Consider the following 20,363-nt stretch of genomic DNA (forward strand, 5'->3'; position numbering starts at 1 on the left):
TGCGGGCGATGTCGTGCGGCTCAGAGTGCGCGCGCCCGGCTCAGCCAGTCTGCCAGCGCACCGACCATGTCAGCCTGACTGAACGAGCAGCTTTCTTCGGTGAACAGGGCGGCGCTTTCCATTTGGTTCAGCACCCGCTCCAGCACATCGAGGTAGCGCTGAGGCAGGGCGGGCTCATGGCCATGGGCAGCGTCGCGCCAGGCCCAGACCAGATCAGGCAAGGGCATGCTGCCTTGTTGGTAGGCTTCGAGCGTGGCGGGCAGGTCGGCAAGGCGGTCGGTCATGGTGTGGGCAGGGGCGTCAGAAGGGGGCGTTCAGATGGGGGTGGTTCACCAGCGAGGGCGGCTGAGTTCGTCAAACAGATCGGTGTACAGACTCAGTCGAATGGGACTGATTTCGCCCCGCTCGACGGCGGCTTGGACTGCACAGCCCGGCTCTTGCCGGTGCGTGCAGTTGTGGAAGCGGCAATCGTTCATGTGCGCGGCGATGTCGGGCATCCAGCGCGCCAAATCGGTGGGGGCGATGTGGTGCAGTCCAAACTCCTGAAAGCCGGGCGAGTCGATGATGGCGCTGTGATGGTTGTCGTCCAGCCAATACCAGAGGCTGGTGGTGGTGGTGTGCCGGCCCGAGTTCAGTGCCTGCGAGATCTCACCCACTTCGGCCCGGGCGTGGGGCAACAGGGTGTTGATCAACGTGCTTTTGCCAGAGCCGGACGGCCCCAGTACCAACGTGGCCTTGCCTTCCAGCAGGGGCATGACCTGCTCGCGGGCCGCCTCGGTATCGGACTTCAGCGACAGCTCGACCACGGGGTAGCCCATGGTCTTGTAGGGCGCGAGGCGTTCACGGGCGGAGGGTGCGCCGGGCAGGTCCACCTTGTTGAGCACGATGGTGGCGGGGATGTCGGCCGATTTGGCCGCCAGCAGGGCGCGAGTGAGTTGGGCTTCGCTGAACACGGGCTCGACGGCAATCCACATCAGCATCTGATCGAGGTTGGCTGCGAAGGATTTGCTGCGCCACTCGTCTTGGCGATAGAGCAAGTTGCGGCGCTCTTGCACCTGAACGATCAGGCCTTCGTCGCCGCCTTCCAGGGTGTGCTGCCAGTGCACACGGTCGCCGACCACTGCTTCGCTTTTCTTGCCGCGGGGGTGGCAGATCAGCCGCTCACCGTCGGCCGATTCGACCACCACGTGTCGGCCGTGGGTGGACACCACCAGCCCCTCGTGGCACTGACTGGTGTCGACGTCACGGGACTTGTTCGAGCGCCGCTGGGGCGCGTTGTGGCCGTGGCGCTTCATGCTGTGGCCGCTTGGGTGAGCTGCTGCATGGCGCTCAGTCGCTCCAGGGCAGGGGGGTGAGAGTAGTAAAAGCTCACGTACACGGGGTCGGGCGTCAGGGTGGCTGAGTTGTCTTTGTACAGTTTGATGAGCGCCTGAGACAGATCCTGCCCGCTGGATTGCGCGCAGGCGTAGGCGTCGGCTTCATATTCGTCACGGCGCGAGAAGTAAGCGAACACCGGGGAGACAAAGAACATGAAGGGGGGCAGGGCCAGCATGAAGAGCAGCAGGGCCACGGCATCGTTGGGGGCACTCAGGTTGGGGCGCACACCCAGGCCGGTGTAGAAGAACATTTGTTGCGTCAGCCAGCCCAGCAGCGCAAAGCCCAGCAGGCTCATGACGAACATCATCACCATGCGCTTGAGCACGTGGCGGTGCTTGAAGTGACCGAGTTCATGGGCCAGTACGGCTTCGACTTCACCGTGGGTGAGTTTGTTCAGCAAGGTGTCGAAAAACACGACGCGCTTGGCCGCGCCCAGACCGGTGAAGTAGGCGTTGGCATGGGCCGAGCGGCGGCTGCCATCCATCACGAAGAAGCCCTTGGCGGTAAAGCCGCAACGGGCCATCAGCGCATTCACGCGCGCAATCAGGGCCTGGTCTTCCAGTGGTGTGAACTTGTTGAACAGAGGTGCGATGAAGATGGGGAAGATCACCATCAGCAACAGCGTGAAGCTGACCCAGGCGCCCCATGCCCACAGCCACCATTGCGGTCCGGCGGCGCCCATGATCCACAGGATGAGAGCGGCCAGCGGCCCACCCAGAACCAATGTGAGCAGCATCTGCTTGACCTGATCGCCCACCCACATGCCCCAGGTCATGCGGTTGAAGCCGTGGCGTTGTTCCAGCTTGAAGGTGTTCCAGGCTTCCAGCGGCCACTCCAGGACGTTGCCGATGAGGGCAAATGCGCCCAGCAAGGCCAATTGGTAGGGCAGTGCACCCCAGCGTGGCAAAACGGCATCGCGCACGACGGTATTGAGCTGGTCCAGTCCACCCAGCAAGGTCCAGCCGATCAGGATCGCGGTGCTCACGCTGGTACTGACCAGGCCAAACTTCAGCTTGTCGAGGGTGTACGCGGCGGCCCGTTGGTGGGCGCTCAGCATCACGTCTTGGGCAAAGGCGGGCGGGACGGCATCGCGGTGACGCGCCACGTGGCGGGTCTGGCGGCCATCAAGCCACAGCTTGGTCAGCAGGGAGGCAACCACGAAGGTTGCAAAAAGCAGGGTGAGAGAGCTGGATTGCATGGTGCGAAGTGTACGTTTGCCCGCACAATCGGCCCGTTCTGGTTGCGACAAATCCTTGTCGGCAACCGTTGTTCCCCCGCGATGCCTGCACGAGTGTGACCTTGAGTGACTTGCCCGCCGATTTGACGACCGATGCGCCGGTGCCACCCAGCCTGGCCAAAAGTGACCTGAACCTGATCTGGATCGACCTGGAAATGACGGGGTTGAAGGTGGACAGCGACCGCATCATCGAGGTGGCGGTGGTGGTGACCGACCCGCAACTGACGGTCCGGGTCGAGGGGCCGGTGTTTGCGATCCATCAGTCGGATGAGGCGCTCAACGGCATGGACAAGTGGAACAAGGGGGTGCATGGCCGCAGCGGTTTGATCGACCGGGTCAAGGCCTCGACCGTGACCGAGGATGAGGCGGCCAAAGCGACCATCGCCTTTCTCAAGCAATACGTGCCAACCAACAAGTCGCCCATGTGTGGCAACTCGATTTGCCAGGATCGGCGCTTTCTGGCGCGCTATATGCCCACGCTGGAAGCCTTCTTCCACTACCGCAACCTCGACGTGAGCACCTTGAAGGAGTTGGCGCGTCGCTGGAAGCCCGAGCTGGTGAGCGGCTTCAAGAAGGCGCAGAAGCACACGGCGCTGGCCGACATTCACGAATCGATTGATGAGCTGGCCTACTACCGTCAGCATTTTTTGTTGCCCTGATCATGACTGCACCGCACATTGTTCGCCTGGATCCGCCCTCGACGCCTGGTGGGGTGGACTTTCCGCGTCCGGACCGGTTGGAGTTGGGCAATCCGCGTCGGGAGACATGGTCCTTGTACGAGTCGGCCGACGGACAGATGACGGCAGGCATTTGGGCTTGCGAGGTGGGCCGGTGGCGCATCGTGTTTCCGGCCGACAAAGACGAGTACTTTTTCGTCCTGGAAGGGCATGTGCGCCTGCATGACCCGCAAGGCGGGTTCACCGATGTACGGGCTGGGCAAGGCGCGGTGATCCCCGGTGGATTCGAGGGCGCGTTCGAGGTGCTGGAGCCTGTGCGCAAGCACTTCGTGGTGGTCGAGCGTCGCTGATCAGTCCCGCCAGGGCCAGGCCTGTGCGGCGGTTTGCAGCCACTCACTCACGGTGCGGGCCTGAAGGTGCAGGCCAAGGGCTTGGCCGGCGGTGTGCAGGGCAGCCAGCGGGTCGGTGAGGTTCAGTGGCGTGGCCCCGTTTTGCTTGGAGAGCTTTTCGCCATTGGGGCCGAGCACCAGCGGTGTGTGCAGGTAGCGAGGTGTCGGGGTGCCCAGGCATTGCTGCAGCCATTGTTGGCGAGGTGTGTTGTCGGTCAGGTCTTCGCCTCGCACAATGTCGGTGATGCCTTGCGCGGCGTCGTCCACGACCACGGCCAACTGATAGGCCCACAGGCCATCGGCGCGTTTGATCACGAAGTCACCCACCTCGCTCGCCAAGCATTGGCTTTGGGGGCCCAGGCGGCGGTCTTGCCATGACCAGGCTCCGGATTCGGGCACCAGCACGCGCCAGGCACGCGCGGGCTTGCCCTTGAGCCCTCCCTGGCTGGGCCGGCAGGTGCCGGGGTAGACGAGGTCGCCGTGCCGTTCTTTGTTGAGGCCCAACGCGGCATTGGCTTGTGCGATGTCTGCGCGGGTGCAGCCGCAGGGGTAGGCCTGTGCCTGGGCCACCAAGGCGTCGAGCGCGGCCTGATAGACCGTGTCGCGTTGGCTTTGATACAGCACCGGGCCATCGGACGTGAGGCCGACTTGCGCCAGTTGTTGAAGGATGACCGCATCGGCACCCCGAACGCAGCGCGGCCGGTCGACATCTTCGATGCGGATGAGCCAGCGTCCCTGATGGGCGCGGGCATCCAGCCAACTGGCCAGTGCCGCGACCAGCGAGCCCGCGTGCAAAGGACCGGTAGGTGAGGGCGCGAAACGTCCGACGTAAGACGACATGATTCAGCGGGGGGCTATTGCAGCAGGTCCCCGTGGGACGACAGCAAAGCCTGACGTGTCTTGTCGCTGCCCAGTTGCTTGATCCACCAGGACAGGGCCAGCCCTGGTTGAGATTCGCCCTGACGCCAGGCGTAGTGCAGGCGAATCGTGCGTGGCGAGCCGGCCACGTCCTTCTGAATCAGGCGTCCTGTGGCCAGATGCGGGGCCACCATCGGATGGGGCAGGAAGCCGCAGCCCAGGCCGCGCAGTTGTGCTTCGAGTTTGGCTGACATCGACGGGACGGTCAGCACATCTTGCCCGGGCACGATGCCCACGGTCATGGGCTCCAGCCGGCGAGCCGTGTCGGCGACCGCGATGATGCGGTGCTCGGCCAGGGTGCCTGTGTCGATCGGGTTGGGCGCCTGGGCCAGAGGGTGATGTGGCGCCACAGCCAGGGTGAAAGGCAGGTCACCAATCAACTCGGCGCGCACGCCGGCATTGCTGAGGTGCTGGCCGGGCAGACCAATCGCCAGATCGGCGGCGCCGCTGGTGAGTGCTTCCCAGGTGCCGTTCATCACTTCGCTGAGGATGCGCAAGCGCGTAGGGGACTGCTGTGCACAGAATGCCTCGACCAGATCCAGAATGGCCTGGTGGCCGATGACCTTGTCGACCGCGAGCGTGAGTTCGGTTTCCCAGCCGGACGCCACCCGTTTGACACGGTTGGCGACGGCATCCATTTGCTGCAGCAACAAACGGCCTTCGCGCAACAGCTCCTCGCCGGCAGCGGTCAGTTTGGCCTGACGGCTGCGGCGGTCAAACAGCAGCACGTCCAAGCTTTCTTCCAGCTGGCGCACGCCATAGGTCAGGGCTGATGGTACCTTGCCCAACTCCCGCGCGGCCGCAGCAAAACTGCCCGTGCGCGCGATGGTGTCCATCATCTGCAGGGCTTCCGGCGAGAGGGCGAGTCGTCGCTCCGTCATCTCGGTGCGGGAGCTCAGCTCTGCTGCGCTTCCAGGGTGTAAGCCGCGTGGTCGTCCTGGCCAATGGTCTCGACCAGCCAGGGCAGGGCCTTGGCCAGGCGGTCGTACAGGGTCCAGGGCGGGTTGATGATGAACATGCCGCTGCCATACAGACCCACGCCATCCCGCTCGGCGCCCTTGACGCGAAGGGTGGCGTGCAGCCAGTCCACCTTGGGCATGTCGCCAGCCAGGCGCTTGAGCTGCGCCGGGAATTGCAGGGACTCGCGCCGGGCCACTTCCGGATACCAGATGGCGTAGGTGCCGGTGCTGAAGCGGCTCACGGCATCCTGCAGGGTTTGCAGCACGCGGCGGTAGTCTTCCTTGATCTCGTAGGGAGGATCAATGTGGATCAGCCCGCGACGGGGTGGGGGAGGCAGGCTGCCGCGCAGGCCGGCAAAGCCGTCGGCGTGCTGGATGCTGACACCACGGCGCACCGAGTCGAAGTGCGATTCAAGCAGCTTGATTTCGGTGGGGTGCAGCTCATACAGGCGCAGGTGATCGCCCTCGCGCAACATTTGTGCTTCGATCTGCGGGGAGCCGGGATACCACTTGAGCTCATCGCCCTCGTTCAGGGCTTGAACCTGTTTGAGCAGGCTGCGCACGGCTTCCGGGATGGACTTGTCCTTGCGCATGGGCCACAAGGTGGCGATGCCGGACTCGAATTCGCCGCTCTTGGTGGCGTAGCCGCTGGTCAGGTCGTAAACGCCCCCGCCCGCGTGGGTGTCGATCACCCAGAAAGGTTTGTCTTTGTGCAGCAGGTGCTCAAGCACCTGCACCAGCACCATGTGCTTGAGCACATCGGCGTGGTTGCCCGCGTGAAAGCCGTGTCGATAACTGAACATGGCCGAAGGGTAGCCGGTTTATGGGCCAACGTGCAGGTGGCGGGCGCAGTTTTTAGCGGGAAATGCTGCTTTTTGTTCAGGGCGTCGCCAGGAAAGCGCGCAGGGGTGCCAAGGTGGCGGGCGGATCTTCTTCTTGAGGGATGTGCCCCAGATCCTTGAACATCACCAGCTTGCAGTGGGGGATGTCGTGGCAGAACTGCGCACCCTGATCGGACGAGATCATGCGATCCCGCTCGCCCCACAGGACCAGCGTGGGGGTTTGAATGCGCCGAATCAGCACCGAACTGTTGCCGAACTGCGCCTGATCCATGCGCTGAAACAGCGCACGCCGGTTACCGACGCGCAGGTTCAGTTCGAAATAGCGGTCGATCTTGTCGGGGGTGGCCTTGTTGGGATCACCGTACACGCTGCGCACGCTGGATGCCATCAAGCTATGGGGCATGACGCGTTCGGCGATCCAGCGTAGACCGCGCATGCTGGCAAACCGAAAGCCCAGGGGCATGGACTGCACCGAGGGCTGGTAGCCATCGGCATCGATCAGGACGAGCTTGCTGACACGCTCGGGTGCCAGCACAGCGGTTTGCCACGCGATTTCGCCACCCAGGGCGTTGCCAATCAACACGACACGCTTGAGGCTGAGCACATCCAGCAAGCGCAACACAAAGCGGGTGTAGGCATCAATGCGGTAGTCGCCTTGGGGGCTGGGGCCTGTCAGGCCAAAGCCCGGCAGGTCCACGGTGATGACGCGATGCTGGCCTTGCAGGGCCGATTGCCAGTCTTCAAAGGTGTGCAGGCTCGACGACATGCCATGCAGCATGAGCAAGGGGTGAGGGTCGTCACGCGGGCCGGTGTCCCGGAGGTGGACCTGCATGCCGTCCAGCTCCAAAAAAGTGGAGGGTTCAGGCGCCCAGCGCCCGACCAACTGGCCCAGTTGCCGATCGGGCTGCCAGGTGGCGTACACCCCGACGGCCACCAGCAGACCCAGCAGGACCGCACTCCACCAAAGACGTTTGAGCCAATTCATGTGCAAATGATGCCGTGCTTTCCGATGCTTGGCCGCACGGCAGCTCAGGTTCAGGGTGCGGGAGCGCGGTTGGGGGTGACCTGACGGGCAAATTCGCCACAGTGCTTCAAGGTTTCCCGCGCTTCGGGGAGCAGCAGCATGGTGGGCCAGACGTGCGGCATCTTGGCTTTCAGGTGCAGCTCGCTGCGCACGCCTTGCTGTTGTGCCTGGCTGTGCAGGCGCTGCGAGTCATCCAGCAGGATTTCGTGCGTGCTGGCGTGAATCATCAGCGGGGGCAGGCCGCGCAAGTCGGCAAACAGGGGCGACGCCAGGGGGGTGTCGGTGGGCTGTCCGTTCAGGTAGAGCGCAGCGGCTTCGGGCAGCGACGCCGGATTGAACATCACGTCCACATCGGCCAGGGTGCGCATGGTGTCGCCCGAGCAAGATAAGTCCGTCCAGGGAGAGAACAGGATGGCGCCCGCCGGCAGGGGCAGACCCCGATCACGGGCGGCCACCATGCACGCCAGCGCCAGGCCACCGCCGGCCGAATCCCCAGCGAACAGCACCTCGGTGGGCGATGTGCCATCGCGCAGTAGTTGCTGCCACCAGGCTACCGCGTCGTCCACGGCGGCCGGGAACACGTGCTCCGGCGCCATGCGGTAGTCCACCGACAGCACCCGTGCCTGCGCCACGCGCGCCAGGTAGCCTGCGACCGGGCGGTGTGTGTCGAGCCCGCAGAAGAAGTAGCCGCCACCGTGGAAGTACACGATGGTGCGCTGAGGCTGGTCTGCGCTCAGCCACTCGGCGCCACACAGTTGCTGATCCGGGCGAGCTGGCACGGGCGTGTGGCGGATGTCTTTGGGCAACGGCGGGGCCCGCTTGGCCATTTTGTTGACCATGTACCGGGCCTTCTGGACGTTCAGGGGGCCGCGACCCGCGCGTTTGAACTGGTGGCGCAGGATCAGATTCGTCAGGAAGGCCTGGATACTCATGTTGGGGGGAGGTGAGGTGTGACAATTTTTGTTGTCACACTATTGTTGACAAGACTTCATGTCAATATAGTGATCCCTATGGATCACCTCACGCCAGAACCCTCTCAACCCAGTCGTCGACGTTACGGCGGTGTGTTGCCCGAAGAGCGGCAACGCTTGCGTCGTGCGAAATTGATCGAGGGTGCGATCGAGGTGTTCGGCACCAAGGGGTTCCACACGGCCACCGTGCGCGAGATCTGCGTGGCGGCGCACCTGACCGAGCGGTATTTCTACGAGTCGTTCAAGACTTTGTCGCAACTCTTTTTGGCGACGTATGCCGAGTTGCGCGAGCAACTGATGGGCTTGACGCTGTCGGCGATGAAGCAGTCTCAGGCCACGGGGCCGATCGACATGCTGGAGTCGGCCATGCGGGTTTTTCTGGTGTTCATTCGCGACGATCCGCGGCGTGGGCGCATCATGCTGGTGGACGCGCTGGCCGTGAGCGATGAGGTCGCGGCACTCAGCGGGGCCACGGCGCGGGACTACGCAGCCTTGTTGCGACAGTACTTGGTGCACATTTTGTCGCCCGAGCAAATGGACCGCATCAACCTGAACTTGCTGGCCGACGGCATGATCGGCCTCAATGTGCTGCTGGCCGCCCGGTGGATGCAGGACGGGTTTGAAGAGCCGATCGACAAAGTGGTGCGCACCAACATGCTGCCGTACCACGGCTTGCTGGCGCTGCTGCCGGGTGCAAAAAACCGCTGACGCGAAGGGGTAAGACCGCTGGCATTCATACAATGCCCGGATGCCTTTCGTTCACCTGCGCTCTCACTCCGAATATTCGGTCGTTGACGGTACCGTCCGCATCGACGATCTGGTCAAGGCGGCGGCCAAAGATGGTCAGCCCGCCGTGGCTGTGACCGACCTGAGTAACCTGTTTGGTGCGATCAAGCTGTACTCATCTGCGCGTAAAAGTGGGGTTCAGCCCATCATCGGCGCAGATGTCTGGCTGGAACCCGAGGAGCCGGGCAAGGCGCCCACGCGTCTGTTGCTCATCATCCAGAACCGACAAGGCTACCTGCGTTTGTGCGAGTTGCTGGGCGAGGCCTGGACGGCGCCGGGGCACCGTTCACATGCCTGGGTGCATTGGCAGTCGCTGACCGAGCGCAACGAGGGGCTGATCTGCTTGTCGGGGGCCGAAGGTGGTCACATCGGGCTGGCCCTGCAAATGGGCGACGAGGCCAAGGCCGAGGCCTGGGCGCGCAAGATGGCCGAGGTGTTTCCCAACCGTTTCTACATTGAGTTGCAGCGCGCGGGGCACAACACCAACGAGCCCTACATTCGTGCAGCGGTGCCGCTGGCGGCCAAGCTGGGCTTGCCGGTGGTGGCCACGCACCCCATCCAGTTTCAAACCCCGGCTGACTTTGAGGCGCATGAGGCGCGTGTGTGCATTGCCGAGGGCGAAACCCTGGGCAACCCCCGTCGCATCAAACGCTTTACGCGCGAGCAGCATTTCAAGACCACGGCAGAGATGGAGGCCCTGTTTGCCGACATCCCCTCGGCCCTGGCCAACACGGTGGCCATCGCGCGCCGGTGTTCGCTGACGCTGGTGCTGGGCAAGCCCCAGTTGCCCGACTTCCCCACGCCCATCATGCCGGACGGCAAGCCGCAGCCGATGGACGAATTCTTCCGCCAGTTGTCGCACGAGGGCCTCGAAGAACGTTTGCTGCACCTTTTCCCCAACGAGGAAGAGCGCAACGCCCAACGGCCGCACTACGTGGATCGACTGGAGTTCGAGATCAACACCATCCTGAAGATGGGGTTCCCGGGCTACTTCCTCATCGTGCAGGACTTCATCAACTGGGCCAAGAACAATGGCTGCCCTGTGGGGCCGGGCCGGGGCTCGGGGGCCGGTTCGCTGGTGGCCTATGCGCTGAAGATCACCGACCTCGACCCGCTGAAGTACAACCTGCTGTTCGAGCGCTTCCTGAACCCGGAACGGGTGTCGATGCCTGACTTCGACATTGACTTCTGCCAGGGCAACCGCGACCGTGTCATCGACTATGTGAAGGATCGGTACGGGCGCGATGCTGTGTCGCAGATCGCCACCTTCGGCACCATGGCCGCCAAGGCCGCCCTGCGTGATGTGGGACGTGTATTGGGCATGGGCTATGGCCACGTGGACAGCATTGCCAAGCTGATTCCGGCGCCGCCGGGCAAGACGGTGACGCTGGCCAAGTTGCCGCCCGATTTCGATCCAGCCAAAGCCAAGGTGATTTACGCGCGTCACGAAGCGCCCGAGATCAATGAGCGCGAGAAGGCTGAAGAAGAAGTCGCGGCGCTGTTGGAGTTGGCCGAAAACGTCGAAGGCATGGTCCGCAACATCGGCATGCACGCGGGGGGCGTGCTGATTGCGCCGGGCAAGATCACCGACTTCTGCCCGCTGTATCAGCAGCCTGGCAGTGAATCGGCCGTGAGCCAGTACGACAAGGACGACGTTGAACAGATTGGCCTGGTGAAGTTCGACTTTCTGGGCCTGGCCACGCTGACCATTCTGGAGACAGCCAAAGAGTTCATCATGGCCCGCCACCCGGACCAGAAGGACTTTGACTTTGCCAAGATCCCGCTGGACGATGCGCCCACGTACCGCTTGCTGTCCGAGGGCAAGACCGTGGCCGTGTTCCAGCTGGAATCCCGCGGGATGCAGGGCATGCTGCGCGACGCCAAGCCCAGTGTCTTCGAGGACATCATTGCCCTGGTGGCGTTGTATCGTCCGGGCCCCATGGATCTGATCCCTTCTTTCTGTGCCCGTAAGCACGGACGGGAGGAAGTGACCTATCCGCATCCGCTGATGGAAGCCGTGCTCGCCGAAACCTACGGGATCATGGTGTACCAGGAGCAGGTGATGCAGGTGGCGCAGCGACTGGGCGGTTACTCGCTCGGCGGCGCCGACTTGCTGCGCCGCGCGATGGGTAAGAAGAAAGTCGAAGAGATGCAGCACCACCGCGGTTTGTTCGCGGAAGGTGCAGCCAAGAACGGCATCAGCACCGAACTGGCCAACGAAATCTTCGACTTGATGGAGAAGTTCGCGGGCTACGGCTTCAACAAGTCGCACGCGGCCGCGTATGCCTTGCTGGCGTATCACACCGCCTGGCTGAAGCACCACTACACGTCCGAATTCTTCGCAGGCAACATGACGATTGCCAGCGATGACACGGACAAGCTCAAGATCTTCCACGACGACGCCGTTGCCAACTTCGGCATCACGTTCACGCCGCCCAATGTGAACGAAGGCCAGTGGCGCTTCATCCCCACGGGTGACAAAACCATCTGCTACGCGCTCGGTGCCGTCAAGGGCACGGGGCAGGGCGCGATCGAAGCCATCGTGCGCGAACGCGAAGCCAATGGGCCCTTCACCAGCTTCTTCGATTTCTGCGCGCGGGTGGACCGCAAGCAAGTCAACAAGCGGGTGGTGGAGGCACTGATCAAGGCGGGCGCTTTCGATGCGCTCAACCCGCATCGTGCTGGCTTGCTGGCCTCGGTGGCGCTGGCGTTTGAATATGCCGACAACCTGGCGGCCAATGCCGACCAAGGCGGCTTGTTCGACTTCGGTGACAGCCATGCCGCTTCCACGAATGAGCCCGACCTGGTCATCACCGAGCCGTGGACGCTGAAGGAGCGCCTCAGCCTCGAGAAAACCGCCATTGGCTTCTACCTGACAGGCCACCTGTTTGACGAAGCCGAAGGCGAGGTGCGTCGCTTTGCCAAGCAGCGCATCAGCGATTTGCGTGACAGCCGTGACATTCAGGTCGTCGCCGGCATCGTCAGTGGAATGCGCATCATCAATGGCCAACGCGGCCGGGTCGCCATCTTCAGTCTGGATGACAAGAGCGACACGATCGAGGCCGTGGCCAACCAGACCACGCTGGATGCCAACAAGGATCTGCTCAAGGATGACGAACTGGTCATCATTTCCGGCAAGGTCCAGACGGATCGGTTCTCGGGGGGCTTGCGCCTGAATGTGCAAGACGTGATGAGCCTGGCGACCGCACGGTGTCGCTATGCGCGCTTCATCCGCCTGACGGCGCGTGGGCAGCAGTTGCCCATGGAGGAGTGGCTCAAGGAGCACGCCGCCAAGCGCATCGAGTCAGACGACCCCGGCCTGCCCGACACCTATCAAGGCTTGGGTGTGCGGGTGGTGATCGAGCGGCATACCGAAGCGCTGAGTGCGCGTGGTGAGCTCGACCTCGGCGACCGGGCGCGTGTCTACCCGACCGACGAGGCCCTGCAGCGCATCAAGGAGTTGATGCCCGATGCGCAGGCCATGGTGGTGTACGGCGAGGGCTGAGGCCCCCGCGTTCACCCCTCGTTTGGTCAGAACTGCTCGTCGTTCAAAGCCAGCGTCGATTGTGCGCCGTTGACCACGCGGTCGCGCCAGGCCGGTGCTTCCACCAGCATGTGCAGATGGAAGTGCTGGGCCGTGACGACCTTGGCCTGCAGGAACGCGTCGTCGGAACCGGGGCGCCCCTTCTGAGTTTGAGCGGCTTCGGCTGCGCGGCTCATGAGCCAGGCGCCCATCACGGTGCCACACAGCTTCAGATAAGGCACGGCACCCGCAGCGGTCGAGGCTGGTTGCTGTGCCGACTGGACGAGTAGCCAGTCCGTCGCCTGTGCCAGGGCATCCAGACCACGTTGCAGGCCTTGCCCCAGTTGCCGCAGGATGGCGTCAGAGTGATCGCTCAATCTTTGAGCCTCGGACCACATGGTGCGCTGCAGGGCCTTCATCGTGGCACCTTGATCGCGGGCAAGCTTGCGACCGATCAGGTCGTTGGCCTGGATCCCGGTGGTGCCTTCGTAGATGGTGGTGATGCGCGCATCGCGCACGTACTGCGCCGCGCCGGTCTCTTCGATGAAACCCATGCCGCCGTGGATCTGGACGCCATCGGCCGTCACGATCTGGGCCGTTTCCGTGCACCAGCCCTTGACGATGGGGATCAGCAGGTCAACCAGTGCCTGGCTTTGGACTCGGGTGGCTTCGCTGTCGTGGCCATGCGCGCGATCCATCTGGCCCGCGGCAAAGTAGGCCAGCGAACGCATGGCTTCCACACGGGCCTTCATGTCCATCAGCATGCGACGCACATCGGGGTGGCCGATGATGCCCTTGCTGCCCGACAAGGTTTTGCCTTGCACACGGTCCATCGCATACGCACGGGCACGCTGGTAGGCGCGGTCGGAAATGGCCACGCCTTCCAGGCCCACGTTCAGGCGAGCGTGGTTCATCATCGTGAACATGTAGCCCAAGCCCTTGTGGGGTTCGCCCACCAGGTAGCCCACGGCGCCAGGGCCATCGCCAAACGACATCACCGCGGTGGGGCTGCCGTGGATGCCCATCTTGTGCTCGATGGACGTGCACAGCAGGTCGTTGCGCGCCCCCAGCGAACCATCGTCGTTGACCAGGTACTTGGGGCACACAAACAGCGAGATGCCTTTCACGCCGGGGGGCGCATCGGGCAGGCGGGCCAGCACCAGATGGACGATGTTCTCGGCCATGTCGTGCTCACCCCAGGTGATGAAGATCTTGGTGCCGCTGATGCGGTAGTGATCGCCTTCGGGGACGGCCTTGCTACGGATGGCAGACAGGTCCGACCCTGCTTGGGGCTCGGTCAGGTTCATGGTGCCGGTCCAGCGGCCAGACACCATGTTGGGCAGAAAGCGCTGTTGCAGCGCAGGACTGCCGTGCTGCGCAATGGCTTCGATGGCGCCCAGTGTCAGCATCTGGCACAGCGAAAACGCCATGTTCGATGCCTTCCACATTTCCAGCACCGCGGTCGAGACCAAGGTGGGGACACCCTGGCCACCGAACTCGGGTGACGCGGGCATGCCATTCCAGCCGGTTTCGCAGAACTGCTCGTAAGCCTGCTTGAAGCCGTCGGCACTGTGGACCACACCCTGGTCCCAGCGCGCGCCTTGCTGATCGCCAGGCCAGTTCAGCGGGTCCAGCACGCCGGTGGCGAAACGGCCGGCTTCGTCCAGAATCGCCTCGACCAGATCGGGCGTGGTCTCTTCGTGGCCAGGCTGGGCGCAGATGCCATCCAGTCCGGCCACCTCTTGCATCGTGAACAACATGTCACGAATAGGGGCTTGGTAAGTCGACATGGTTTACTCGTCGGTGAAGGTCAATGTGCGCTGGCAGCAGCGGCACCAATGCCGGTTTGCGCCCGCACGTTCTGGTCATGGAAGCCGGCCTTGTCCAGTGCGGCGCGTTCGCTCGTGTCCGTGACCGAGAACAGCCAGGTGAAGAAGAAGGCCAGGGGCATGGAGAACAGGGCTGGGTGCTCGTAAGGGAACACAGGCTTCTCAAAGCCCAGTACCACGACCCACACCGCTTTGGACAGGACCACAAAGGTCACGGCCGACAGCAGACCCACGATGCCGCCAATCAGCGCGCCACGCGTGGTCAGGCCCTTCCAGTAGATGGACAGCAGCAGCACAGGGAAGTTGGCCGAGGCCGCAATCCCGAAGGTCAGCCCCACCAGGAAGGCCACGTTTTGCTTCTCGAACAAGATGCCCAGGACCACCGCCACCACGCCCAGCACGATGGACGCGATCTTGGAAACGCGCATTTCGTCGGCTTCGCTGGCCTTGCCTTGCATGATCACGCGGGCATAGATGTCGTGCGCAATGGACGACGCACCGGCGAGTGCCAGACCCGACACCACCGCCAGGATGGTGGCAAACGCCACGGCCGACAGGAAGCCCAGGAACAGGTTGCCACCGACTGCCTTGGCCAAGTGCATGACCGGCATGTTGTTGCCGCCCACCAGTTTGCCTGCCAGGTCACCCTTTTCAAAGAACTGCGGGTCTTGGCCCACGATCACGATGGCGCCCAAGCCCAGCAGGCAGACCACGATGAAGAACAGGCCGATGAAGCCGCTGGCCACAAACACGGACTTGCGGGCTTCCTTGGCGTTGGGCACGGTGAAGAAGCGCATCATGATGTGCGGCAAGGCTGCCGTGCCAAACACCAGACCCAGCGACATGGACACCGCGGTGACCGGGTCTGCCAGCAAAGTGCCCGGGCGCATGATGGCTGCGCCATCCTTGTGGGCTTCGACGGCGCGGGCCGCCATCGTTTCGATGTTGAAACCGAAGTGACCCAAGGTCAGCACCAGCAGGAGCAGCCCACCGGCCAGCAGCAACACAGCCTTGATGATTTGCACCCAGGTGGTGGCGATCATGCCGCCAAAGGTCACATACATCACCATCAACACGCCCACCACGACCACTGCAATCGGGTAGTCCAGGCCGAACAGCAGCTTGATGAGCTGGCCTGCACCGACCATTTGCACGATCAGGTAAAAGCAGACCACCGTCAGCGAGCCAAAGGCAGCAAAGGTACGGATGGAGCCTTGGTGCAGGCGATACGAGGCGATGTCAGCAAAGGTGAAGCGCCCCAGGTTGCGCATGCGCTCCGCCAGCAGAAACAGGATCACCGGCCAGCCGATGAAGAAGCTGATGGTGTACACGAAGCCGTCATAGCCACGCAGGAACACCATCGAACTCAGACCCAGCAGGGTGGCGGCCGACATGTAGTCGCCCGCAATGGCCAGACCGTTCTGGAAGCCGGTGATGCCACCGCCTGCCGTGTAGAAGTCTGCGGCCGATGTGGTTCGCTTGGCAGCCCAATAGGTGATGCCCAGCGTGGCCAGCACAAAGGCGAGGAACATGCCAATGGCCGTGAAGTTGATGGGCTGCTTTTGGGCTTGACCCACATCGCCGGGGCCGGCCAAGGCCACGCCTGCGGTCAGCAGCAGCGCGATGGCGGTCAGTTTCACAAATTTTTTCATTGATGGCGCTCCACCAGGGATTGGGTCAGTTGGTCAAACTCGGTGTTGGCTTTGCGGACGTACCAGCCCGTCAACAGCCAGGAGCCGAGGATCAAGGTCACCCCCATGGGGACACCAATCGTCAGCGTGCCGCCTTCAAAAATCGTGGCGTGCAAGGACTGAGGTGCAAAAGCCACCAAGGCCATGAAGGCGTAATAGCTCAGCAAGGTGATGAAGGACAGCGTCAGGGCGAAGCGGCCTCGACGCTGGGTGAGTTGCTGGTAGGCAGGGTCAGCCTCCACGCGGCGATAAATGTCCGTGGTCATGGTCTTTCCTTGTGGGAGATGCAGGAGAGGCGGGCGCCAGGGGTGCGGCGCCCATTCGGGATCTGGGGGCAGGCAGGTGCTTGCCCCGCGCTTACTCGATCGCGCTGGCCGACTTCATCTGCTGGCGCAGCATGTACTTCTGGATCTTGCCGGTCGAGGTCTTGGGCAGCGTGCCAAACACGATGCGCTTGGGCACCTTGAAGCGTGCCAGGTGCTCGCGGCAGAAGGCGATCAAATCTTCCTGGCTCACATCGTGATCCGGCTTGACTTCCACGAATGCGCAGGGCACCTCGCCCCACTTCTCGTCGGGCTCGGCCACCACGGCGGCCGACATCACGGCAGGGTGGTGATACAACGCATCTTCCACCTCCACAGACGAGATGTTTTCGCCGCCCGAGATGATCACGTCCTTCGAGCGATCCTTGATCTTGATGTAGCCACTGGCATCTCGCACCGCCAGGTCACCCGTGTGGAACCAGCCGCCCGCAAAGGCCTCTTCGGTGGCTTTCTCGTTCTTCAGATAGCCCTTCATGACGACGTTGCCGCGGAAGCAGATTTCGCCGATGGTCTCGCCGTCGCAGGGAACGGGTTGCAGCGTCAGCGTGTCGAGCACGGTCACGTCTTCCTGCAGTGCATAAGGCACGCCTTGACGTCCATTGAGGCGTGCGCGCTCTTCCAGTGGCAGGTCTTGCCACTCGTCGTGCTTGGCGCAGACGGCAGCCGGGCCGTACACCTCGGTCAAGCCATACACGTGGGTGATGTTGATGCCAGCGGCTTCGCAGCCTTCGATCACGGCAACGGGTGGCGCGGCGCCGGCAATCAGGCCATTGACCGTGTGTGTGAGGCCTTCACGCAGACCGGCGGGGGCGCTGATCATCAGGTTGTAGATGATGGGCGCGCCGCACATGTGGGTGATGTGGTGGGCTCTGATCAGCGAGAAGATCGCAGCGGGGTCGATGCGGCGCAAGCATACGTTGGTACCAGCGATCAGGGCCATGGTCCAGGGGAAGCACCAGCCATTGCAGTGGAACATCGGCAGCGTCCACAGGTAGACCGTGTGCTGCGGCATGTTCCACGAGATCACATTGCTGGCTGCATTCAGATAGGCGCCACGGTGATGGGTCACGACGCCCTTGGGGTTGCCCGTGGTGCCCGAGGTGTAGTTCAGGCTGATGGCGTCCCATTCGTCCTCGGGCAGCGACCAGACATACTGGGGATCGCCTTCGGCCAGCAAGGCTTCATAGGTGAGGGTGCCGACGCGGTCGCCGGGTGGGGCGAGTTCGTCTTCCACATCGACCACCAGCAGATCGTGCTTGCCCAGCAAGTCGAGGGTGGCGCGGATCACGCGCGCATATTCGCGATCGGTCAGCAGGACCTTGGCTTGGCCATGGGTCAACTGAAACGCGAGGGCTTCGGCATCCAGACGGGTGTTGAGCGTGTTCAGCACGGCACCGGTCATGGGTACGCCGAAATGGGCCTCAAACATCGCGGGCACGTTGGGCAGCATCACGGCCACCGTGTCACCCTTGCCGACACCATGCTTGATCAGGGCGCTGGCCAGGCGGCGGCAGCGTGCGTCGGTCTCGGCCCAGGTCTGGCGCAGGTCACCGTAGATGATCGCCACGCGGTTGGGGTAGATGCGCGCGGTGCGGGTGAGAAAGCTCAGTGGCGAAAGACTGACGTGGTTCGCGGCATTTTTGTCCAAACCGGTTTCATAAGGGTTTATACTGATCATCACGGTCTCCATAGATTCACTGTCGCGCTGAGACACAGCGGGCCCGAAAGCCGGGCATGGCATGCCCTGTCTGCGAACGTCGGGGCGGATGATCGGGGAGGACTTTTTCACCACCTCCCAGCAAATGTGACGAATGTTTGCAAGCCGGATTCGGTGTGTTCCAGGCGCGGTGCGCTGCCTAGAATCAGCAGGCTTTGAGCCTCGCAACCGGAGACCCGCGTGACCCATCTAGATGCCGCTTTGCAGACTGACACCGGCCACTGGCGTCAACAGACCTTGCAAGCGGGGCTCGACCTGCTCGACCAGGGGCTCACCGTGTTCGACGCAGATTTGAAGCTGGTCGCCTGGAACCGCGCCTTCCTACAACTGCTTGATTTCCCGGCTGATCTGGCCTTTGTGGGCGCCCCGTTCGAGAGCTTCATCCGCTACAACGCCCAGCGCGGTGAGTATGGGGAAGACGACATCGATGCCGCCGTGGCCGCCCGAGTGGACAAGGCCCGCGAGTTCGTGCCGCACGACATCGAACGTGTGCGCCCCGATGGCAGCGTGTTGCGAATCACCGGCCAACCCCTGCCCGGACACGGTTTCGTCACACTGTATTCCGATGTGACCGAGCAGCGCCGTGCCGAGCAGGCCTTGCGCCAAGCCAACAGCGAGCTGGAATCCCGCGTGCTGGCGCGCACCGCCGAGCTGCAGGCCAGCAACCAGCGCCTGCGCGAGGCACTGGAGGCCAACGAACAGATCACCGCCTCGCTGCGTCGCAGTGAGCACCAGATGCGCCTGGTCACCGACTCGATTCCGGCGCTGGTGGCCTATTTCCGCGCCGATCGTACCTACACCTACGTCAACCGCGGCTATCAGGATTGGTTCGGTCTCGATCCGCACAAGCCCGATGCGGTCAGCGCCCGCGAGTTCCTGGGCTCGGACGTGTACGAGCGCATCAAGCCCAACATCAGCCGCGCGCTGGCGGGCGAAGGCGTCACCTTCGACTACGAGTTGCATACCGTGGCAGGGCAGACCCTGGCCGTGCGCACCACGCTCGTCCCCGACATCGCAGCCGATGGAGACGTGGTGGGCTGCTTCGAGCTCACCTTCGATGTCACGCAGGAAAAGCAGTCACAGGCCCTGGTCGTGCGCGCCCAGAAGATGAAGGCCATGGGCCAGCTCACGGGCGGCCTGGCACACGACTTCAACAACATCCTCACGGTCATCATCGGCAACCTCTCGGCCCTGGCCGATGCCCGCCCGCAAGACCCACTGGTCACCGAGTTCACCGGTCCCGCCATCGCCGCCGCCCGCCGGGGCGCCGAGCTGATCCGTGGCCTGATGACCTTTGCACGCCAGCAGCCCCTTCAGGCCGGGGCGGTTGATGTCACGGTGCTCACCCAGTCGGTGACCCGCCTGGTGCGGCCGGCTTTGCCCGTGACCCTGCAGTTGGATGTGGTGCTCGACCGTGAACCGGCCTGGACCTGGGTGGACGCGACGCAGCTCGAAAACGCCTTGGTCAACCTCATCCTCAACGCCCGCGATGCCACTCAGTCGCACGGTCGCATCGTCGTGCGCACGTCCACACACACCATCGACGAACGCCAGGCCGAACGCCAGCGTGTGCAGCCCGGCACCTATGTGTGCCTGGAGGTGGTGGACGACGGCGTGGGCATGGACGCGGCCACCGTCTCTCGCATCTTCGAGCCCTTCTTCACCACCAAGCGGGCCGGCAGTGGCACCGGCCTGGGTATGTCCATGGTGTACGGTTTTGTGCGCCAGTCGGGTGGCGCCATCCAGGTGAACAGCACGCCCGGGCAGGGCACCACCGTGTCGCTGTGCCTGCCTGCGATCGAGGTGCCCACCGACGTGCCCGCGCTCGATGATGCCGATTTTGCGTCCGACCGCAGTCGCCGCGGTGTCGCGTTGCTGGTCGAGGATGACCCCGACGTGCGCCGTGTCGTGCGTCGCAGCCTGCTCGATTTGGGCTTTGCCGTCATCGAGGCCGCGCATGCGCAGGAGGCGCAGGCTATCCTTGCGCAGATGCCCGATATCAATCTGCTCCTGTCCGACATCATGATGCCCGGTGAGATGAACGGCGTAGGCTTGGCTCGCCTGGCGCGTTTGCAGCGTCCGCAGATGCAGGTGTTACTG

17 protein-coding genes are annotated in these 20,363 nt (G+C 63.4%); 5 read left to right on the forward strand and 12 right to left on the reverse strand.

The features are described 5' to 3' along the window. Window positions 1-20: 20 nt before the first annotated feature. The 3 genes from ACMV18_RS11775 to ACMV18_RS11785 are packed head-to-tail and all read right to left on the reverse strand — an operon-like array spanning window position 21 to window position 2,575. Entirely contained in the window at window positions 21-284 is a 264-nt protein-coding gene (locus tag ACMV18_RS11775) for a hypothetical protein (protein WP_420818005.1), read from the reverse strand. A gap of 45 nt (window positions 285-329) precedes the next feature. Continuing rightward, complete coding sequence (gene rsgA / locus ACMV18_RS11780) at window positions 330-1,295, reverse strand: ribosome small subunit-dependent GTPase A (protein ID WP_420818006.1); 966 nt, start codon at window positions 1,293-1,295, stop codon at window positions 330-332. Continuing rightward, the gene (locus ACMV18_RS11785; RefSeq protein WP_420818007.1) at window positions 1,292-2,575 is read right to left on the reverse strand and encodes a M48 family metallopeptidase; all 1,284 of its coding nucleotides are present in this window, start codon (window positions 2,573-2,575) and stop codon (window positions 1,292-1,294) included. Before ACMV18_RS11785 ends, rsgA begins: the two co-directional genes overlap by 4 nt. A 110-nt stretch (window positions 2,576-2,685) precedes the next feature. Here ACMV18_RS11785 and orn point away from each other — a divergent pair, with 110 nt between their 5' ends. Together orn and ACMV18_RS11795 are read left to right on the forward strand one after the other, a co-directional pair. Next, entirely contained in the window at window positions 2,686-3,273 is a 588-nt protein-coding gene (gene orn, locus ACMV18_RS11790) for an oligoribonuclease (RefSeq protein ID WP_420818017.1), read from the forward strand. Window positions 3,274-3,275: 2 nt separating this feature from the next. Further along, window positions 3,276-3,641: a cupin domain-containing protein gene (locus ACMV18_RS11795; RefSeq protein WP_420818008.1), complete on the forward strand. Its 366-nt coding sequence runs from the start codon at window positions 3,276-3,278 to the stop codon at window positions 3,639-3,641. Here ACMV18_RS11795 and gluQRS read toward each other — a convergent pair whose 3' ends face one another. From gluQRS to ACMV18_RS11820, 5 genes are all read right to left on the reverse strand, one after another. Further along, a complete protein-coding gene (gluQRS, locus tag ACMV18_RS11800; RefSeq protein ID WP_420818009.1) occupies window positions 3,642-4,520 on the reverse strand; it encodes a tRNA glutamyl-Q(34) synthetase GluQRS in 879 nt (292 codons plus the stop codon). 14 nt (window positions 4,521-4,534) lie between these two features. Then, entirely contained in the window at window positions 4,535-5,479 is a 945-nt protein-coding gene (locus ACMV18_RS11805; RefSeq protein WP_420818010.1) for a LysR family transcriptional regulator, read from the reverse strand. A gap of 14 nt (window positions 5,480-5,493) precedes the next feature. After that, window positions 5,494-6,360, reverse strand: coding sequence for a 23S rRNA (adenine(2030)-N(6))-methyltransferase RlmJ (locus tag ACMV18_RS11810; protein ID WP_374256291.1), 867 nt, complete (start codon window positions 6,358-6,360; stop codon window positions 5,494-5,496). A gap of 76 nt (window positions 6,361-6,436) precedes the next feature. Next, on the reverse strand, window positions 6,437-7,384 hold the full coding sequence (locus tag ACMV18_RS11815) for an alpha/beta fold hydrolase (protein WP_374256290.1): 948 nt from the start codon (window positions 7,382-7,384) through the stop codon (window positions 6,437-6,439). Window positions 7,385-7,434: 50 nt separating this feature from the next. Further along, window positions 7,435-8,355, reverse strand: coding sequence for an alpha/beta hydrolase (locus ACMV18_RS11820; RefSeq protein ID WP_420818011.1), 921 nt, complete (start codon window positions 8,353-8,355; stop codon window positions 7,435-7,437). A gap of 78 nt (window positions 8,356-8,433) precedes the next feature. Here ACMV18_RS11820 and ACMV18_RS11825 point away from each other — a divergent pair, with 78 nt between their 5' ends. After that, entirely contained in the window at window positions 8,434-9,102 is a 669-nt protein-coding gene (locus ACMV18_RS11825; protein ID WP_374256288.1) for a TetR/AcrR family transcriptional regulator, read from the forward strand. A 40-nt stretch (window positions 9,103-9,142) separates the two neighbouring features. Next, window positions 9,143-12,685 carry a DNA polymerase III subunit alpha gene (dnaE, locus tag ACMV18_RS11830; RefSeq protein ID WP_420818012.1) on the forward strand — a complete coding sequence of 1,181 codons (3,543 nt, stop codon included), beginning with the start codon at window positions 9,143-9,145 and terminating at the stop codon, window positions 12,683-12,685. Between the two features lie 26 nt (window positions 12,686-12,711). On the opposite strand, the gene ACMV18_RS11835 is transcribed toward dnaE, so the two are convergent. The 4 genes from ACMV18_RS11835 to ACMV18_RS11850 all read right to left on the reverse strand — a co-directional run bounded on the left by ACMV18_RS11835 (window position 12,712) and on the right by ACMV18_RS11850 (window position 18,224). Next, on the reverse strand, window positions 12,712-14,493 hold the full coding sequence (locus ACMV18_RS11835) for an acyl-CoA dehydrogenase (RefSeq protein WP_420818013.1): 1,782 nt from the start codon (window positions 14,491-14,493) through the stop codon (window positions 12,712-12,714). 20 nt (window positions 14,494-14,513) lie between these two features. Further along, window positions 14,514-16,184 (reverse strand): cation acetate symporter, encoded by a 1,671-nt coding sequence (locus ACMV18_RS11840; RefSeq protein WP_420818014.1) that lies wholly within the window; start codon window positions 16,182-16,184, stop codon window positions 14,514-14,516. Further along, entirely contained in the window at window positions 16,181-16,489 is a 309-nt protein-coding gene (locus ACMV18_RS11845; protein WP_374256283.1) for a DUF485 domain-containing protein, read from the reverse strand. Before ACMV18_RS11845 ends, ACMV18_RS11840 begins: the two co-directional genes overlap by 4 nt. Before the next feature lie 91 nt (window positions 16,490-16,580). Then, window positions 16,581-18,224: an acyl-CoA synthetase gene (locus ACMV18_RS11850; RefSeq protein ID WP_420818015.1), complete on the reverse strand. Its 1,644-nt coding sequence runs from the start codon at window positions 18,222-18,224 to the stop codon at window positions 16,581-16,583. A gap of 219 nt (window positions 18,225-18,443) precedes the next feature. Here ACMV18_RS11850 and ACMV18_RS11855 point away from each other — a divergent pair. Continuing rightward, window positions 18,444-20,363 (forward strand): PAS-domain containing protein (locus tag ACMV18_RS11855; RefSeq protein WP_420818016.1); only part of this gene is annotated, 1,920 nt, incomplete at its 3' end.

Origin of the sequence: Aquabacterium sp., from assembly GCF_048860245.1 — a bacterium.
Classification (GTDB): Bacteria; Pseudomonadota; Gammaproteobacteria; order Burkholderiales; family Burkholderiaceae_C; genus Aquabacterium.